The sequence below is a fragment of the Palleronia sediminis genome (assembly GCF_004358695.1).
Lineage (GTDB): Bacteria > Pseudomonadota > Alphaproteobacteria > Rhodobacterales > Rhodobacteraceae > Palleronia > Palleronia sediminis.
Genome location: NZ_SNAA01000001.1, coordinates 54,027 through 70,720, shown reverse-complemented (window position 1 = coordinate 70,720; position 16,694 = coordinate 54,027). Strand labels below are relative to the sequence as shown.

The window sequence follows — 16,694 nt, the reverse complement described above, 5'->3', positions numbered from 1 at the left end:
GAATGGCAAACTGGTATGCAATCCGCGCCCGATCCTCGGGGGCGGAAGTCTCGATCTATGACGAGATCGGCGCTTATGGGGTCTCGGCGAAAGGGTTCCTTGCCGAACTCGGCGCGCTGCCCGAGGGAACGCCGGTCGATCTGCGGCTGAACAGCCCGGGCGGGTCGGTGTTCGATGCCGTGGCGATCTATAATGCGCTGAAACGGCACGCGGGCCCGGTCACGGTCTGGATCGATGGCATTGCCGCCTCGGCTGCGTCCTACATCGCAATGGCGGGCGACGAGATCGTCATGCCCGAAAACGCCTTCTTGATGATCCACGACCCATCAGGGCTGGCAATGGGCACGGCAAGCGACATGCGCGCCATGGCCGAGGCGCTGGACAAGATCGCAGGCAGTCTCGTCCGGGGATATGCCGCCAAATCCGGCAAACCCGACGACGAGGTTGCCGCGTTGATGGCGGCTGAGACCTGGTTCGACGCGGGTGATGCGGTGGCGGCGGGCTTTGCAGACAGGCTGGCGGAACCGGTCCGGATGGCTGCACGCTTTGACATCGCTCGGTTCCGCAACGCGCCGCCCGACCTGATCGAAGCGGTGGAAGTCGCAGGCGACGAGGATGACGCATGTCCGGAGACCGAGCCGGGCGCCGTCGCGGAAGAAGATGGCGGACCGACTGGAGGTGCCATTGACGACAGCCCCGGCGATGCGACAGCTGCGCTCGACGGGCATGTTGAAGCCACCGACATGCCCGACCCCACGACGCCAGATGCATCGCTTGATCCAGAAGCAACCCGGGCCTCGGGGATCGCCCACGCCCGCGCCATCGTCGATCTTTGCCGCCTTGCGGGCCAGGTCCAGATGGCCGGGCGGTTCCTCGAACAGGACACCAACCTGGATGAGGTCCGCATCGCTCTGCTCGCCGCCAAAGCCGAAGCCGAACCCGAGATTGCCGGGCATCACGCGCAACCGGGCCGCAGCTCAGCGGCGCGCCCTTGGGGCGAGATTGTTGCCCGCACCTTCAAGCTGAAAGGATAACCCAGTGACGACTATCACCGAGACCACCCATCCCGGAGGCTTCCTCGTCTGGGAGGCGTTCCGCGACTACACCCGCGAAACCGTCACCGTTGCTTCCGGCACGCTCGATCCCGGCACCGTGCTGGGCAAGATCACCGCCTCTGGCAAATACGCCGCCCATGATCCCGCCGCCGTCGATGGGACGGAAACCGCCGTCGCGGTGCTCTGGGGCAAGGCGGACGCCACCGGCGGCGACGTGCCAGCCGTTGCCCTGGTTCGCGGCCCCGCCATCGTCAACCGCCACGATCTGATCTTCGCAGGCACGCCCAGCGAAGGCGAGATCACCGCCGCCCATGCCGCGCTGCTGGCGGTCGGCATCCTCGTCCGCTGATCAAACCCTCATAGGAGGCATTCCCATGGCCACCATGGACATCTTCGAAGGCGATGCCTTCACCATCATCGAACTCACCCGCGCGCTGGAAAACATCCCCTTCAAGCCAGCGATCCTGTCGGGCGCCAGCCTGTTCTCGCCGCGCGGCGTGCGCGCGCGCACCGTCGTAATCGAGAGCCGGGATGGCACACTGTCGCTGATCCCGTTCTCCGAACGCGGCTCGGCGGCCGAGCAACAGGTGCCTGAACGGCGCGACATGCGCGCCTTCGTCTGCCGCCAGTTCAAGAAGCAGGACGTGCTCTGGGCCTCGGAAATCCAGGGCATTCGCGACTTCGGCTCGGAAAGCGCGACCCAGCAGGTGCAAAGCGAGGTCGCCCGCAAACTCGGTCGTCTGCGCCAGGATGCGGAGGCGACGTTCGAATATCACCTGCTGAACGGCATTCAGGGGCTTGTGAAGGATCCCAAGGACAATGCCACGGTGATCAACTACTTCACCGAGTTCGGCATCTCGCCCGCCACCGAGATCGACTTCGATCTCGACAACGCGACCCCGGGCTCGGGCGCGCTGCGCAAACGCTGCCAGGCGCTGATCGAAAGCGTCGAAGACAGCATGGGCGGCCTTGCGGCCGGGGCCGTGCAGGTCCGCGCTGAATGCGGCTCGGCCTTCTTTGCCGACCTCATTGCCCATAAGGAGGTGCGCGAGACCTACCTCAACACAGCAGCCGCTGCCGATCTGCGGGGCAGGGTGGCCGACGAGGTCAGCTTTGGTGGCATTACCTTCCGCCGCTACAGGGGCGGGGCAGGCTTCGGCATTCCGACCGACAAGGCCTACTTCTATCCCGAAGGAGTGGAGGGCCTCTTTGAGATCTACCATGCCCCCGCCGACACCTTCGAGACGGTAAATACCCTCGGCCTGCCGCTCTACGCCCGGACCATCCCCGACAGGGATCGCGACGAATGGGTCCGGCTGGAGATCGAAAGCAACCCGCTGCCGATCTGCACCCGGCCGCAGGTGCTGCGCAGCGCCAGGCGGACGTGATGTCTGCCTTTGCGGCGGCCGTCGAGCTGCTGTTCGCCGACCCGAACATCGGGCGAGAGGCCAGCTACACCTCCGACGGCGGTGCGCCCATGCTGGTGCGCATCGTCTCCCGGCAGGCTGATGCGATCACCGACTTCGGCGATGCGCGGCTCTGGTCGGAAACCACGCGGATCGACCTGCGCGTGGCCGAGGTGCCAAATCCGCGCCCGGGTGACCGGATAGAGATCGATGGCGACGGCTTTCTCATTCAGGGCGAGCCAGTGCGAGATCGCGAGCGGCTGGTCTGGACCATCGATCTGCGCCCGGCATGAAGCTCAAGCTCGACATTGATCCGGACATCGTCGCCATAATGTCAGCGGAGGTTGCGGCGGGCGAACGCGCGGTGACGGCGGCCATGCGCGAGGCCGGGACCGGGCTGAAGTCTGCATGGCGCACCCAAATCACCGGCGCGGGGCTTGGTCGAAGACTTGCCAACTCGATACGCAACCAGAACTTCCCGCGGTCGGGCGAGAGCCTCGATGCAGCAGCGCTGGTCTGGTCCAAGGCACCGGTGATTGTCGGCGCGCATGACACCGGCCCGCTGATCCGCTCGAAGGATGGGTTCTGGCTGGCGATCCCGCTTCCCGCCGCAGGCAATTCCACGCGCGGCGGCAGGATCACCCCCGGCGAATGGGAACGGCGGCGCAGGCTGCGCCTGCGGTTCGTCTATCGACGGACGGGCCCGAGCCTGCTGGTGGCAGAGGGGCGGCTGAACACCAAGGGCCAGGCCGTGGTGTCCCGCTCGAAGACCGGGCGCGGAAAAGTTACGGCGCCGATTTTCCTTCTGGTGCCGCAGGTAAAGCTGCCGAAGCGGCTGGACCTGGCGCGGGACGCCGAGCGGGCGTATGATAGCGTGCCGGGGCTGATTGTGGCGAATTGGGTGGAGGGGCGATAAAGCCAAATTGGGCGTGTTACATCACAATCTTCCGCCAACCAAAGAAGAGTGCGCAGGGTGCGCTATCACACCCTGCGCGAATAGATCGGAGCGGAGAACACCATCGCTGCAGTTACGCCAGCTCCCGTTGCCCACAAAGTTTCGAAGATATGGGTTACGATCATCACTAGTTTCGACTTCAGACGCTTAGCTGTGCAGGACTTGGACTTCGACTTCTTCATCTTTTTGTTCATTGCGAACCTCCTTAGTTGACTGTTTCCGAAATGGAAAAGGCTGAGAAGGACAACAAGAACTAGCGCAACCGCAGGATTTGAACCTGCCCCGACCTCCGAAGGACGAGTTACCTGTAATATCGGACAACTCGCTTAAGAATTCAAGCAGCGGACAGATGCCCACACCACGCGAGACCATCCTCGCCGCGCTGCACGCGCGGCTATTGGCGCTGCCCGCCACCGCGCTCCGCGGCGAAGTGCTGCCCGAGCGCATCCCAGCCGATGGGCTGCTGATCCTGCGTGACGGCGAACCGGGGGAGCCCGAGGTGACGCTGTCGCCGCTCGCCTATCACTTCCAGCACCGGGCCGAGATCGAGGCTGTCGTTCAGGGCGCCGACCGTGACGCCGGTTTCGACGCGCTCTGCGCCAGCATCGGCGCGGCCATCGCCGCCGACCGCACGCTGGGCGGCCTCTGCGATTGGGTCGAGGCGGAAGCACCGCGACCGGTCGATCTGCCGGTCGAGGGTGCGGCGAGCCTGAAGGCCGCCGTGATCCCGGTTGTCCTGCACTATTCCACGGCAGACCAACTGGCCTGATTCCGACAACCCGAGGAGAACACAATGGCACGAGCCCAAGGGGCGCGGGCGCAGATGGCGCTTGCGTTCGAAACAACCTATGGAACGCCCCCCGTGGGCGGCTTCACGAAGATGCCCTTCGCCAGCACCTCGCTGGGGGCGGAGCAGCCGCTGCTCAATTCCGAACTTCTGGGCTACGGCCGTGATCCGCTGGCACCGATCAAGGATGCAGTGACGGCCGATGGCGACGTCGTGGTGCCGCTCGATGCGGAAGCTTTCGGGTTCTGGCTGAAGGCAGCCTTTGATGACCCAACCACGACCGGCACCGGCCCCTGGACGCACGAGTTTCAGTCTGGGTCCTGGACGCTGCCCAGCATGTCCATCGAGACCGGCATGCCCGAGGTGCCACGCTATGCGATGTATTCCGGCTGCGTGCTCGACCAGATCAATTGGCAGATGCAGCGTTCAGGGCTGCTGACCGCGACGGCGCGGCTGGTGGCGCAGGGCGAGACCGTGGGCACCACGACGAGCGCGGGGACACCGGCCGCGCTGGAGCTGAAGCGCTTCGGGCATTTCAACGGGGCGATCACGCGCAACGGCACCGCACTCGGCAATGTGGTCTCGGCGGAAATCACCTATGCCAACAACCTCGACCGGATCGAGACGATCCGGTCGGACGGGCGCATCGACGGGGCGGACCCGTCCATCGCCGCGCTGACCGGCCGGATCGAGGTCCGCTTCGCCGACCAGACGCTGGTGACGCAGGCGATCAACGGCGAGGCCTGCGAGATGGAATTCGCCTATGTCCTGCCCTCCGGCGAGAGCTTCACCTTCACCGTGCACGCCGTCTACCTGCCGCGCCCGCGCATCGAGATTTCCGGGCCGCAGGGCGTGCAGGCGACCTTCGACTGGCAGGCAGCGCGCGACAGCGTGGTCGGTCGGATGTGCACGGCAACCCTAATCAACGACATAGAGGTGTACTGATGCTCGCTCTCGACCTGACCAACGCTCCGCGCTGGCACGATCTCGCCACCGGCGTCCGCGTGCAGCTCCGCCCGCTGACCACCGCGCTGATGGTGGCGACGCGCAGCGATCCCGCCGTTGAGGCGGTGCCCGAAGAGGCTTCCGACGAGGAGCGGGCCGTCGCCTTCGCCAAGGCTCTCGCGCGGCGCGCCGTGCTCGCCTGGGAGGGCATCGGCGACGCCGACGGCAGCGCCATCGACCCAAGCCCCGAGGCCATCGACGCGCTGCTCGACGTCTGGCCGATCTTCGAGGTCTTCCAGCTGACCTACGTCTCGAAGGGCCTGCTGCTGGAGCAGGAAAAAAACGCCTCCGCGCTCTCGCCGAATGGTCCTTCGGCGGGGGCGAGCGATACTGCGACGCGTGCGAAGCGACGTGCGAAACCTGCGCGGTGCGGCTGAACCAACCTTCAACCTTTGAAGGCTGGCAGGTCTGGGATCTGGTCGGCCGTCTCGGCGGCCAGCTCCGCGTGCTGCCCGGCGCGGTGATTGGCTGGGATATGTCGGCCGCGTTTGCCCTAGGTGACGCGCTTGGCATCCCGCCTCTGGCGATGGCCGAACTGCTGCCCGTCGTCGAGGCGGTGATGGTCGCAAAACTCAACGAACAGATGGATCATTCCAATGGCTGAGAAACGCGTTTCTGTCCGACTTGCCGCAGTCGGCGGGCGACAGATGCGCGCCGAGCTGGAAGGTGTCGGTGAGGCCGGAGCGCGCGGTTTCGGCCGCCTTAGCCGGGAGATGGAAGCGGCCAACACGCGGCTCGCGGCATTTTCCCGTCGTGTTACAGTGGCTGCCGCGGCCGCCGTGGCCGCCGCCGCTGCGGCTGGCGTGGCGATGGTCCGATCCGGGCTTGAAACCGTCGACGCGCAGGCCAAGTTGGCGCAATCGCTGGGGACCACCGTCGCATCGATCCAGACCCTAGAGCGGGCGGGTGAGCTTGCGGGCGTCTCCATGTCCGGCATCGAACAGGCGACGAAGGATCTGACGCGCCGGCTCAGCCAGGCGGCTGCCGGGACGGGACCTGCTGCCGACGCGCTGGACCGGCTCGGGCTCTCGGCCTCCGAGCTGATCGCCCTGCCGCTTGACCAACGTGTGGGTGCGATCAACGCGGCAATCGAAAGTTTCGTGCCCGCCGCAGAACGCGCCGCTGTAGCAGGTCAGCTTTTCGGTGAGGAAGGCTCCATCGCCATGAGCCGGATCGACACCGCGACGCTACGCCAGGCGACCGAGGACGTCCTCGCCTTCGGTGTCGTCGTCTCGGAGCAGGACGCCGACCAGATCGAGCGGACGAACGATGCCATCTCGCGGCTCGGCCTGATCTGGCGCGGGCTGTCGAACCAACTGGCCGTCGCTGCGGCCCCTGCGCTGGAAGCGGTCGCCAACGCGATGGCGGCGGTCGCCAGCCGCACCGGGCCGCTCGGTATCGCGATCCGGGGCCTTTTCGACAATATCGACCGTCTGACCACCTATGCCACGACCTTTGTGGCCTTTCTTGCAGGCCGTTGGGTCGCCGGGATGGCTGTCGCAGCGCTGTCGGTCCGTGGGCTCGCCACGGCGCTGGTCTTGCTGCGCGGCGCGCTGATCCGCACCGGGATCGGGGCGTTGATCGTTGGCGCGGGCGAGCTTGTCTACCAGTTCACCCGCCTTGTTTCCGGCGCGGGTGGGATTGGCGAAGCGATGTCCCTCCTGAAAGACCTCGCCGTCGAGGTCTGGGATCGCATCAAGATGGGCGCTGCGGCAGCGGGCGCTGCGGCCACGGCGATGTTCTTCGACCTGAAGGCCGATGCCGCGGCGGGCATGCAGAACGCCATCGAGAGCGTCGTGGCTTTTGGCAACACGGCCGCGAACACGTTTGAGGGGGCCTATGAGGCGATCAAGGCGATCTGGGGCATGCTGCCAGCCGCCATCGGCGATCTGGCGTTTCAGGCGGCGAACAGCCTGATCGACGGTGTTGAGGCGATGCTGAACGGCGTGGTCTCGCGCATCAACACGTTCATTGGCGGGATCAACCAGGGGCTGGAAGCGCTCGGGTCCGAACGGCGCATCTCGATCATCCCCGATCTCGAGTTGGGCCAGATCGAGAACCGGTTTGAGGGCGCAGCAACTGCCGCGACCACCGCCGCACAGACTGCCTTCGACCGCGCTTTTGAGGATAACCCGCTTTCCGCACCCGATCTCGGGCTCACCGCGGCGGCCAATACTGCGCTTGCCACGGCCAACACATATCGTGGCGCGGCCCGCGATCTCGCCGAGGGGGCACGTGCGCCGCTCGCTAGTTGGCAGGCGCTGCGCGATGCGGTGCGGGGCAGCGATGACGATGGCGCGGACGCGCTGACCGAAGCCACCGACGCGGCGGCGCGGTTCGAGACAGCCCTTGGCGATGCCGGACAGGCGGCCACGGGTGCGGGCGCAGCGGCCGGGGCTGCTGCCACTGCTGCCGAACCTGACACCGACGCCGCAGTTTCCGGCTGGCAGGCGGTCACCGCAGCGCTCAGCGACTATGCCAGCAAGGCGCGCGAGATTGGCGGGGACATCGGACAGAGCCTCGTCAGCGCGTTCCAGTCGGCCGAGAATGCGGTCGGCGAGTTCGTGAAGACCGGCAAGCTGGATTTCCGCGATCTGGTTACCTCGCTGTTGGCCGATCTCGCCAAGCTGGCGGCCCGGCGGTTCATCCTCGGGCCGATCGCCAATGCGCTTTCCGGCGCGCTTGGGGGTGCGGGCGGGATCTTCGCCAACATCCTGCATGCGGGCGGCATGGTTGGAGCCTCTGCGCCAGGCCGGATGGTCCCGGCCATGGCGTTCGAGACCGCACCCCGGATGCACTCCGGCGGCGTTGCAGGGCTCCGCCACGATGAGGTCCCCGCAATCTTGCAGCGCGGCGAGCGTGTGCTGTCGCGGCGTGAAGCACAGAGCTACGGCACAGGCGGTGGCGTCAATGTCACCATCATGGCCCGCGATGCCGAGAGCTTCCGCCAATCGCGAACGCAAGTCGCTGCTGACATCGCCCGCGCCGTGTCGATGGGTCGGAGGGGTATGTGATGGCGTTTCACGAGGTCCGGTTTCCCGACAATATCAGTAGAGGCGCGCGCGGTGGGCCAGAGCGCCGCACGCAGATCGTCGAACTCGCCAGCGGCGATGAGGAGCGCAATGCCAGCTGGGCCAACTCGCGCCGTCGCTACGACGTCGCCTACGGCATCCGCCGCGCGGACGATCTCGCGGCCGTCGTCGCCTTCTTCGAGGCTCGCAATGGGCGGCTTCACGGCTTCCGCTTCAAGGACTGGGGCGACTATAAGTCCTGCCTGCCCTCGGGCACATTGTCCTCCACCGATCAGGCGATTGGCACCGGCGACGGCGCGACGACCGCCTTCCAGCTGGTCAAGCGCTACACCTCGGGCGCGCAATCCTCGCCGCGCGCCATCGCGAAGCCGGTGACCGGAACCGTGCGAATCGCGCTGTCGGGCGTCGAGCAGCCCTCTGGCTGGTCGGTCGATGCCACCACTGGCGTCGTCAGCTTTGCTGCCGCACCGGGCTCTGGGGTCGCGATCACCGCAGGCTTCGAGTTCGACGTGCCGGTTCGTTTCGACACCGACGTGCTCGATGTGACGCTCGATCTTGAGCGGCTGGGCTCGATCACCTCCATACCATTGCTGGAACTCCGTCGATGAAAAGCATCACCCCCGATCTGCAAGCGCATCTGGACGACGGGACAACAACGGTATCCTGGTGCTGGCGCATCCTCCGCGCCGACGGCGCGAGTTTTGGCTTCACCGATCACGACCGGACGCTGACGTTCGACGGCACGAACTTCGAGCCGGAAAGCGGGCTGACGGCTTCAGAGGTGCGCTCGGGCTCGGACCTGTCGGTCGACGCGCAAGATGCTGAGGGCGTTCTGACCTCCGACCGGATCACCGAGACCGACATTCTGGATGGCCGCTGGGACAGCGCCGAGGTGGAGGTCTGGCGGGTGAACTGGGCGGACACCGGCCAACGCGTGCTGATGCGACGCGGCGCCATCGGCCAGATCCGACGCGGGCGGCTCGCCTTTGTCGCCGAGGTCCGCTCGCTCGCCCATGTGCTCGGCCAGACGGTTGGCCGGACGTTTCAGGCGACCTGTGATGCTGCGCTCGGGGATGCGCGCTGCGGGGTCGATCTCGAGGATCCCGCCTTCAAGAGCACGGGCGCTGTCATCGATCTCCTGCGTGATCGGGCCTTCACCGCCTCGGGACTCGGCAGTTTTACCTCTGGCTGGTTTACCTTCGGCACGGTCGATTGGACCAGCGGGGCCAATGCCGGGCGACGAGCGGAGGTCATTGCACATGATGTCACGGAGGGCATCGCGGTGCTGACCCTGCTTGAAGCGCCGGTGCGGGCGATCGCCGAGGACGATGCCTTCACCATTCGCGCAGGCTGCGACAAGCGTATCGAAACCTGCAGCGCGAAGTTCGCCAATACCGCCAATTTCCGGGGTTTCCCGCACATCCCCGGCCAAGATGCGGTGCTCCGCTACGCCACGAAGGATGGCGGACATGAGGGAGGCGTGCTGTGACCAAAGTCGTTTCCGCCGGAAACGACGGGCGGCAGTGCATCGCATCGCGATGCACGAGAGCCACCGCCGATCCCGAGCGCGTCATTGCTATCGCGCGCTCCTGGCTCGGCACGCCGTATCACGACCAGGCCAGCCTCCGGGGCGTTGGCTGCGACTGCCTCGGGCTGGCGCGCGGGGTCTGGCGCGAGGTCGTCGGCCCCGAGCCGTTCCCGATCCCGCCGTATAGCCGGGATTGGGGCGAGACCGGCCCCCGCGAGGTTCTGGCCGAAAGCGCTCGGCGCATGATGCCGGAAATCGCAGCTTCAGAGGCCGGTCCCGGCGCGCTAGTGCTGTTCCGCATGACCCCGCGCGCCATCGCCAAGCATGTCGGGATCCTCACCGGGCCCGACAGATTCCTCCACGCCTATGAGCGGCTTGGCGCGATCGAGGAATCGCTCACCCCGTCCTGGCGACGGCGCATCGCCTTCGCATTCCTGTTCCCGCAACGCTGAGACCCACACATGGCCACCCTCGTTCTCGGTGCCGCTGGCGCTGCCATTGGCGGCAGCATCGGCGGTGCGATCCTCGGTGTCGGCGCCGCGACCATCGGTGGCTTCATCGGCTCCACCATTGGCTCTGTCGTCGACAGCTGGATCATCTCGTCACTGGCACCGACCCAGCGGATCGAAGGCGCGCGGATGGACGGTCTGCGCATCGCCTCGGCCACCGAAGGGGCGGTGATCCTGCGGCTCTATGGCCGGATGCGGATCGGTGGGAACATAATCTGGGCCACGGATTTCCGCGAAGAGACGAAGACCACCACGCAGGGCGGTGGCAAGGGCGGCGGGGGTGGCGGCAAGGTCAAGACCACCGAATACTTCTACTACGCCTCCTTTGCGGTCGCGCTCAGCGAAGGCCCGATCACCGGCATCGGCCGCATCTGGGCCGACGGCAAGCTGCTCGACACCGCCGGGATCACATGGCGCTGGTATCCGGGCGACGAGGGCCAGACCCCCGATCCGTTCATTTTGGCGAAGATGGGTGCTGCCAACACGCCTGCCTATCGCGGAACCGCCTATGTGGTCTTCGAGGACCTGCCGCTCGGCAACTATGGCAATCGCATCCCGCAACTGAGTTTCGAGGTGTTCCGCCCGCTCGCCGATCCGGACACGGCGGAGTGGCTCACGCAGGCTGTGACCATGATCCCGGCATCCGGCGAGTTCGCCTATGCCACGCAGGGCATCCGGAAGGGCAGCGGCGGGTCGTCCGAGCCCGAGAACCTCAACGCGCTGACCGACACCGCCGACATGGTGGTTGCGCTGGACCGGCTGCAGGCGATGGCACCGAAAGTCGAGAGCGTATCGGTGGTGGTCGCCTGGTTTGGCGACGATCTGCGGGTAGGCAATTGCAAGGTACGGCCCGGGGTCGAGGTGTCGGCCAAGTCGACCACGCCCGCAATCTGGTCGGTCAATGGCGTCAGCCGCGCCAGCGCCTTCCTCGTCAGCCGCGATGATCAGGATCGTCCCGTTTATGGTGGCACGCCCGCAGATTTCGCCGTGGTGCAGGCGATCCAGGAGATGAAGGCGCGTGGGCTGCGCGTCACCTTCTATCCCTTCATCCTGATGGACGTGCCGCTGGGCAACACGCTGCCGAACCCCTATTCCGACAACGCCGCCGGGACCGGCCAGCCCGCGTTCCCATGGCGGGGCCGGATCACCTGTTCTCCTGCTGTTGGGTACGCCGGATCGGTGGATAAGACTGCCACCGCCGCGACGCAGGTCGCTGCGCTGTTTGGCGCGGGGACGCCTGCCAACTTCAGCGTCTCCGGTCAGTCGGTATCGTGGACCGGGCCCTCCGGTGACTGGGGCCTACGGCGCATGGTGTTGCACTACGCTCATCTCTGCGCGGCGGCGGGCGGTGTCGATGCCTTCCTGATCGGGACGGAAATGCCGGGGCTGACCACCATCCGCTCGGGCGCCAGCGCCTATCCTGCGGTTCAGGCCTTCCGCGATCTGGCGGCCGACGTGCGCTCGATCCTCGGGTCTAGCACCAAGATCGGCTATGCGGCCGACTGGTCGGAGTATTTCGGGCACCAGCCAGGCGATGGCAGCGGCGACGTGTTTTTCCACCTCGATCCGCTCTGGGCCGACCCCGAGATCGATTTCGTCGGCATCGACAATTACATGCCGCTGTCGGATTGGCGCGACGGGTTCGAGCATGCAGATGCGGCCGAGGGCTGGCCCGCGATCTACGACCGCGCCTACTTGCAGGCGAACATTACGGGCGGCGAAGGCTTCGACTGGTTTTATGCCAGCCCTGCCGACCGCTCCGCGCAGGTCCGCACGCCGATCACGGATGGTACTGCCAGCAAGCCATGGGTCTTCCGCTACAAGGATCTGCAGGCTTGGTGGTCGAACGCGCACTACGACCGCCCGGGTGGCGTGGAGGGCGCGACGCCGACGGCGTGGGCACCGCAATCCAAGCCGATCTGGTTCACCGAGCTCGGATGTCCGGCCATCGACCGGGGCACGAACCAGCCCAACGTCTTCATCGATCCGAAGTCGTCCGAAAGCTTCACGCCGCATTTCTCGCGAGGCTGGCGGGACGACGCCATCCAGCGGGCCTATCTCGAGGCGACGTATCTCTGGTGGGGTGAGGCCGCGAATAACCCTGTGTCATCGGTCTACGGCGGCCGGATGGTGCATGTGCCTGAATGCGCTGCCTGGACATGGGACGCGCGGCCCTATCCCTTTTTCCCGGCGCTGACCGACGTGTGGACGGACGGCGCGAACTGGCGGCTCGGCCACTGGCTGACCGGGCGGCTTGGCGCGGTGTCGCTGGCCGCGCTCGTCCGTCATCTCTGCCTGCGGGCTGGAATGCCGGAAGCCCGGATCGACGTCACCGGCCTCTGGGGCGCAGTCGAAGGCTACGCGATCGGCGCGCTGGAATCCCCTCGCGCTTCCATCACCACTCTGTCGCGGCATTTCGGGTTCGACGCGGTTGAGACCGAAGGCGTGATCCGGTTTGTCATGCGGGGGCGCACCGCGGTGGCCAGCGTTATGCACGACGATCTGGTTGCCCCGAGCGCGGGGAGCGGGGCCCGCGACGGCGACGTTCTGGAACTGACCCGCGCGCAGGAAACCGAACTGCCGCAGGCGCTCAAATGGCAGGTGGCGCGGGCGGACGAGGATTACGACGCCGCCCTGGTTGAGGCCCGGCGCATCACCGTGGATACGACCCGGATCGCCTCGGAGAGCTTTCCGATGGCAGTCCCGCCAGAGGAAGCCGAACGGCGCTGCCGCCGCGCGCTGATGGAAGCCTGGACCGGGCGGGAAACGGCGGCGTTTCGCCTGCCTCCCTCACGGCTGGCGCTGGATCCGGCGGACGTTGTCACGCTGGCACATGACGGGCGGCACATCCCGCTGCGATTGGTCTCCATCGCGGATGCCGAGGCGCGAGGCATCGAAGTTGTCCGCCAGGATCGCGAGGCCTTCGACCTGCCGCCCGGATCGCCACGACAGTCGTCCCTGTTAAAGGCCGTGGTGTTCGGCGCACCCGAGGCAGTGTTTCTGGACCTGCCGCAATTGACCGAGGATCAGGCGGCCCATCGCCCGTTTGTCGTAGCTCATGCCGTCCCTTGGCCGGGCGAGATGGCAGTGTTCCGCAGCCCGTCGACGGACGGGTTCGAGCTGCTGACCACTTTTGGTGGCCGTGCCCGGATCGGCGCGCTGGTCTCGGACTTCTATGCTGGTCCCACATCGCGGTTCGATCTCAGCAATGCGCTGGTTGTCGATCTGCTGACCGGCACGCTGGAGAGCGTCACGGACCTGACCCTGTTCGGTGGGGCCAATGCGCTGGCCGTGGAAAACACGGCCGGTACTTGGGAAATCGTGCAAGCAGGGGATGCAGAATTGATCGCGCCGGGCCGCTACAGCCTGACGCGGCTGCTGCGAGGTCAGCGCGGCACGGAAGCAGCCATGGCCAATCCGGCTCCGGCAGGTACGCGGGTGGTGGTGTTGGACGACGCTCTGGCATCATTGCCAATCTCCGAGGCTGATCTCGGGCTGCCGTGGAACTGGCGCGTCGGTCCCGCAAGCCGGTCTGTCAGCGACGAGACCTATGTGGCGGCCAGTTTCACACCGATTGGCGTGGGTCTGCACCCCTTTTCGGTCGCCCATGTCGAGCAGCCCTGGCGCAAGCCACGCGTGCCCGGCGATCTGACGATCCGCTGGACACGCCGGTCCCGGGCCCTGGCGGCCGACAGCTGGGGCGCGGTCGAGGTGCCGCTGATCGAAGAGGTCGAAGCCTATGAGGTCGAGATCCTCGATGGCGTTGCCGTGAAACGCACGCTGACCACTCCCACGACCAGCGCGATCTACACCGGAGCCGAGCAGACCGCCGACTGGGGCGCGCTGCTGGGCTCCGGCGACACGCTCGATATCCGCATCTACCAGCTCTCCGCCCTGATCGGGCGGGGTGCGGCCAAAACCATCACGCTCACATTCTGAAGGCCATCGCATGTCCGACACCACGACCAACCTGCTGCTGCCATATATTCTGGCGGCGCAGGCCCAGAAGCATGTCACCCACAACGAGGCCCTGCGCCTGCTGGATGGGCTCGTGCAGCTCTCAGTTCTCGACCGAGATCTGACTGCGCCACCCGGTTCTCCCAATGATGGCGACCGCTACATCGTGGCCAGCGGCGGCACCGGTGACTGGACGGGGTGGGACGCGAACGTGGCACTATTCACCGACGGGGCTTGGCTTCGCCTGCCGCCACGCACCGGCTGGCGCGCATGGGTCGAGGACGAAGGTCTGCTGTTGGTCTACGACAGCACGGGCTGGGTCGGCTCGACCCCGGACGCCCTGCAGAACCTTGCACTTCTGGGGCTGGGGACCACCGCCGACGCCGCCAATCCATTCTCCGCGAAGCTGAACGCCGCGCTCTGGACGGCGAAGACCGTGGCCGAAGGCGGGACTGGCGATCTCTTTTATACAATGAACAAGGAGGCCGCGGGCGACGATCTCGGGCTCACGCTCCAGACCAATTTCGTGACGAAGGTGCTGGTCGGGCTCTTTGGGTCCGACCGGTTCCGACTGGCTGTCTCCGCCGACGGCAGCACCTTCTTCGACGGGCTGAGCGTCGACAACACGAACGGCATCGTCGACCAGCCGCAACTGCCGCGCTTCAAGGCCTGGACGAATTACGACAACTATGTCGGCGTCGGAGCCTGGACGAAGATCGGCCTCAACAACACCGACTACAACGATCAGGGCTGTTTCGATTCCGGGACCAACCTCTTCACAGCACCGGTCGACGGCACCTACCTCTTCGGCGCGACGCTGCTCTACAAGATCAACGCCAGCACGACCGCGCGCATGCGGGGGCGGCTGGTGCTGAACGGTTTGAGCGAAATCCGGGGCTCCTTTGGGGAGGTCAGCGGCGATCACGTCACTGAAGCCACGGCGCTGTGGTTGCAGACCATGGTGCCGCTGGTTGCAGGCGATACCGTAGAACTGCAGGGTGATTTCCGCGTCGCGGATGGGTATTTTGCGGCCGACGCCACCAGCTTCTGGGGGGCGAAAATCGGATGACCCTGAAACCGACCCTCGCAGAACAAATTGGTGATGCCTTCCGCGACCATGGGATCACCGCGGCCATCGGCGTCTGGCTGACCTTCGTCGCAGGGCTGGCCGCGGCCGTCACCCGCAAGGCCTTCACCAATGAAGCCCTGTTGCACAAGCTCGAGCAAGAGCTTGAGGCCGAGCGCGCCCGTATCGAAAAACGCCGCGACGAAGACCGAAAGATCGATCACGACCGTCTGGCTCGGATCGAGGTCGACATCCACGACATGCGCAACCTGATGCTGCAAGCCTTTCAACGCTATCCCGACAGGTGACACGCGCACCTTTCCGATCATCTGCACACCCGCCCTCGTGGCGGGGGCAGCCGGGATCTGCCTGCAAGGCAGACGGGAGGGTCCAGTGGACCTTCCCGAGCGGCGAACGCACCGAGCCCCTACTAGGGGCCGGAAACTCGTTTCTGGAGGACATCATGACGACGACCTTTTACGACCATTGGCGTGACGTGCCGGAAAGCGCCTGGCGCTGGCCTAACTTCTCGCCCGCTGAAATCGCCTGCCGGGGCACCGGCAAACTGATGATCAACGGACCAGCACTGGACAAGCTGCAGGCGCTGCGCAACCGGCTGGGCAAGCCACTGATCGTCCGCTCCGCCTATCGCAGCCCCGAACACAATCGTGCCGTCGGCGGCGCATCCCGCTCGAAGCACATGGACGGCGCGGCCTTCGATATCGCCATGGCCAACCACGACCCTGCGGCATTCGAGGCGGCGGCACAGGAGGTCGGTTTCCTCGGCTTCGGCTTCTATCCCCGTTCGGGGTTCGTCCATGTCGACCTCGGCCCCGCACGGCAGTGGGGCGAGCGCTTCCCGGGCCGGGCGACGGCATTTGCAGCGGAGACGCCGCCCGCGCGCGAGGTGCTGGCCGACAGCCGCACCATGAAGGGTGGAGGCGCGGCCGGAGTGGCGACACTGGGTGCTGCGGGCGTTGAGGTCGCGCAGAGCGTGTTGGCCGAGACCCAGACCGCTATCCTGCCACTCGTGCCGTATCTCGACACTCTGCGCTGTGTGTTCATCGCCGTGGCGCTCGGCGGGATCGCCGTAACTATCTACGCGCGCCTTGATGACTGGCGCCGGGGGCAGCGATGATCTCGACCTTTCTCGGTGGGATTATCGCCAGCCCATGGATGCGAGCGGCGCTGCGCTACGGCGTCACCGCCCTCGCCACGCTCCTGTTCCTGGTTGCGCTTCGGCGGTCCGGCGAGCGAGCGGGACGCCGCGCCGAGCGCCTTGAAACCTTGGAGAAGGCCAATGATGTTCAACGCCGGATGCTGGAGGCGGCGGCTCGTCGTCCTCGCAATCGCGACGAGCTTGTTGACCGGCTGCGCGACGGCGGGTTTTGAAG

19 protein-coding genes are annotated in these 16,694 nt (G+C 66.3%); 18 read left to right on the top strand and 1 reads right to left on the bottom strand.

What is annotated here, in order from left to right; translation table 11 throughout:
• Nucleotides 1-2: 2 nt before the first annotated feature.
• From E2L08_RS00395 to E2L08_RS00375, 5 genes are read left to right on the top strand one after another with little or no spacing between them, the layout of a single operon-like run.
• Nucleotides 3-1,034, top strand: a complete 1,032-nt coding sequence (locus E2L08_RS00395) for a head maturation protease, ClpP-related (protein ID WP_168771008.1) — start codon at nucleotides 3-5, stop codon at nucleotides 1,032-1,034.
• A 4-nt stretch (nucleotides 1,035-1,038) separates the two neighbouring features.
• A complete protein-coding gene (locus tag E2L08_RS00390) occupies nucleotides 1,039-1,404 on the top strand; it encodes a head decoration protein (protein WP_133395082.1) in 366 nt (121 codons plus the stop codon).
• Between the two features lie 25 nt (nucleotides 1,405-1,429).
• Nucleotides 1,430-2,443 carry a major capsid protein gene (locus E2L08_RS00385; protein ID WP_168771007.1) on the top strand — a complete coding sequence of 338 codons (1,014 nt, stop codon included), beginning with the start codon at nucleotides 1,430-1,432 and terminating at the stop codon, nucleotides 2,441-2,443.
• Nucleotides 2,443-2,754 carry a head-tail joining protein gene (locus E2L08_RS00380; protein WP_133395080.1) on the top strand — a complete coding sequence of 104 codons (312 nt, stop codon included), beginning with the start codon at nucleotides 2,443-2,445 and terminating at the stop codon, nucleotides 2,752-2,754. The genes E2L08_RS00385 and E2L08_RS00380 overlap by 1 nt, the downstream gene beginning before the upstream one ends.
• Nucleotides 2,751-3,377 carry a DUF6441 family protein gene (locus E2L08_RS00375; RefSeq protein WP_133395079.1) on the top strand — a complete coding sequence of 209 codons (627 nt, stop codon included), beginning with the start codon at nucleotides 2,751-2,753 and terminating at the stop codon, nucleotides 3,375-3,377. The genes E2L08_RS00380 and E2L08_RS00375 overlap by 4 nt, the downstream gene beginning before the upstream one ends.
• A 65-nt stretch (nucleotides 3,378-3,442) precedes the next feature.
• On the opposite strand, the gene E2L08_RS16905 is transcribed toward E2L08_RS00375, so the two are convergent.
• Nucleotides 3,443-3,610 carry a hypothetical protein gene (locus E2L08_RS16905; protein ID WP_168771006.1) on the bottom strand — a complete coding sequence of 56 codons (168 nt, stop codon included), beginning with the start codon at nucleotides 3,608-3,610 and terminating at the stop codon, nucleotides 3,443-3,445.
• A 155-nt stretch (nucleotides 3,611-3,765) separates the two neighbouring features.
• On the opposite strand from E2L08_RS16905, the gene E2L08_RS00370 reads away from it, so the two are divergent.
• The 13 genes from E2L08_RS00370 to E2L08_RS00310 all read left to right on the top strand — a co-directional run bounded on the left by E2L08_RS00370 (nucleotide 3,766) and on the right by E2L08_RS00310 (nucleotide 16,692).
• Nucleotides 3,766-4,185: an acyl-CoA transferase gene (locus tag E2L08_RS00370; protein WP_133395078.1), complete on the top strand. Its 420-nt coding sequence runs from the start codon at nucleotides 3,766-3,768 to the stop codon at nucleotides 4,183-4,185.
• 24 nt (nucleotides 4,186-4,209) lie between these two features.
• Nucleotides 4,210-5,148, top strand: a complete 939-nt coding sequence (locus tag E2L08_RS00365) for a phage tail tube protein (protein WP_133395077.1) — start codon at nucleotides 4,210-4,212, stop codon at nucleotides 5,146-5,148.
• On the top strand, nucleotides 5,148-5,585 hold the full coding sequence (locus E2L08_RS00360; protein ID WP_133395076.1) for a phage-derived protein YdaY family protein: 438 nt from the start codon (nucleotides 5,148-5,150) through the stop codon (nucleotides 5,583-5,585). The genes E2L08_RS00365 and E2L08_RS00360 overlap by 1 nt, the downstream gene beginning before the upstream one ends.
• Complete coding sequence (locus E2L08_RS00355; RefSeq protein WP_168771001.1) at nucleotides 5,576-5,812, top strand: DUF7697 family protein; 237 nt, start codon at nucleotides 5,576-5,578, stop codon at nucleotides 5,810-5,812. The genes E2L08_RS00360 and E2L08_RS00355 overlap by 10 nt, the downstream gene beginning before the upstream one ends.
• The gene (locus tag E2L08_RS00350; protein WP_133395075.1) at nucleotides 5,805-8,222 is read left to right on the top strand and encodes a phage tail tape measure C-terminal domain-containing protein; all 2,418 of its coding nucleotides are present in this window, start codon (nucleotides 5,805-5,807) and stop codon (nucleotides 8,220-8,222) included. Before E2L08_RS00355 ends, E2L08_RS00350 begins: the two co-directional genes overlap by 8 nt.
• Nucleotides 8,222-8,848 carry a DUF2460 domain-containing protein gene (locus E2L08_RS00345; protein ID WP_133395074.1) on the top strand — a complete coding sequence of 209 codons (627 nt, stop codon included), beginning with the start codon at nucleotides 8,222-8,224 and terminating at the stop codon, nucleotides 8,846-8,848. Before E2L08_RS00350 ends, E2L08_RS00345 begins: the two co-directional genes overlap by 1 nt.
• Nucleotides 8,845-9,729, top strand: coding sequence for a phage/gene transfer agent baseplate hub protein (locus E2L08_RS00340; RefSeq protein ID WP_133395073.1), 885 nt, complete (start codon nucleotides 8,845-8,847; stop codon nucleotides 9,727-9,729). Before E2L08_RS00345 ends, E2L08_RS00340 begins: the two co-directional genes overlap by 4 nt.
• A gap of 38 nt (nucleotides 9,730-9,767) precedes the next feature.
• Nucleotides 9,768-10,220, top strand: coding sequence for an NlpC/P60 family protein (locus tag E2L08_RS00335; RefSeq protein ID WP_133395419.1), 453 nt, complete (start codon nucleotides 9,768-9,770; stop codon nucleotides 10,218-10,220).
• 9 nt (nucleotides 10,221-10,229) lie between these two features.
• Entirely contained in the window at nucleotides 10,230-14,216 is a 3,987-nt protein-coding gene (locus tag E2L08_RS00330; RefSeq protein ID WP_133395072.1) for a baseplate multidomain protein megatron, read from the top strand.
• A 10-nt stretch (nucleotides 14,217-14,226) separates the two neighbouring features.
• Complete coding sequence (locus E2L08_RS00325; RefSeq protein WP_133395071.1) at nucleotides 14,227-15,303, top strand: DUF2793 domain-containing protein; 1,077 nt, start codon at nucleotides 14,227-14,229, stop codon at nucleotides 15,301-15,303.
• Nucleotides 15,300-15,608 (top strand): hypothetical protein, encoded by a 309-nt coding sequence (locus tag E2L08_RS00320; RefSeq protein ID WP_133395070.1) that lies wholly within the window; start codon nucleotides 15,300-15,302, stop codon nucleotides 15,606-15,608. Before E2L08_RS00325 ends, E2L08_RS00320 begins: the two co-directional genes overlap by 4 nt.
• Nucleotides 15,609-15,763: 155 nt before the next feature.
• Nucleotides 15,764-16,438: a YcbK family protein gene (locus E2L08_RS00315; protein WP_133395069.1), complete on the top strand. Its 675-nt coding sequence runs from the start codon at nucleotides 15,764-15,766 to the stop codon at nucleotides 16,436-16,438.
• Entirely contained in the window at nucleotides 16,435-16,692 is a 258-nt protein-coding gene (locus tag E2L08_RS00310) for a hypothetical protein (protein WP_133395068.1), read from the top strand. Before E2L08_RS00315 ends, E2L08_RS00310 begins: the two co-directional genes overlap by 4 nt.
• The last annotated feature ends 2 nt before the right edge of the window (nucleotides 16,693-16,694 follow it).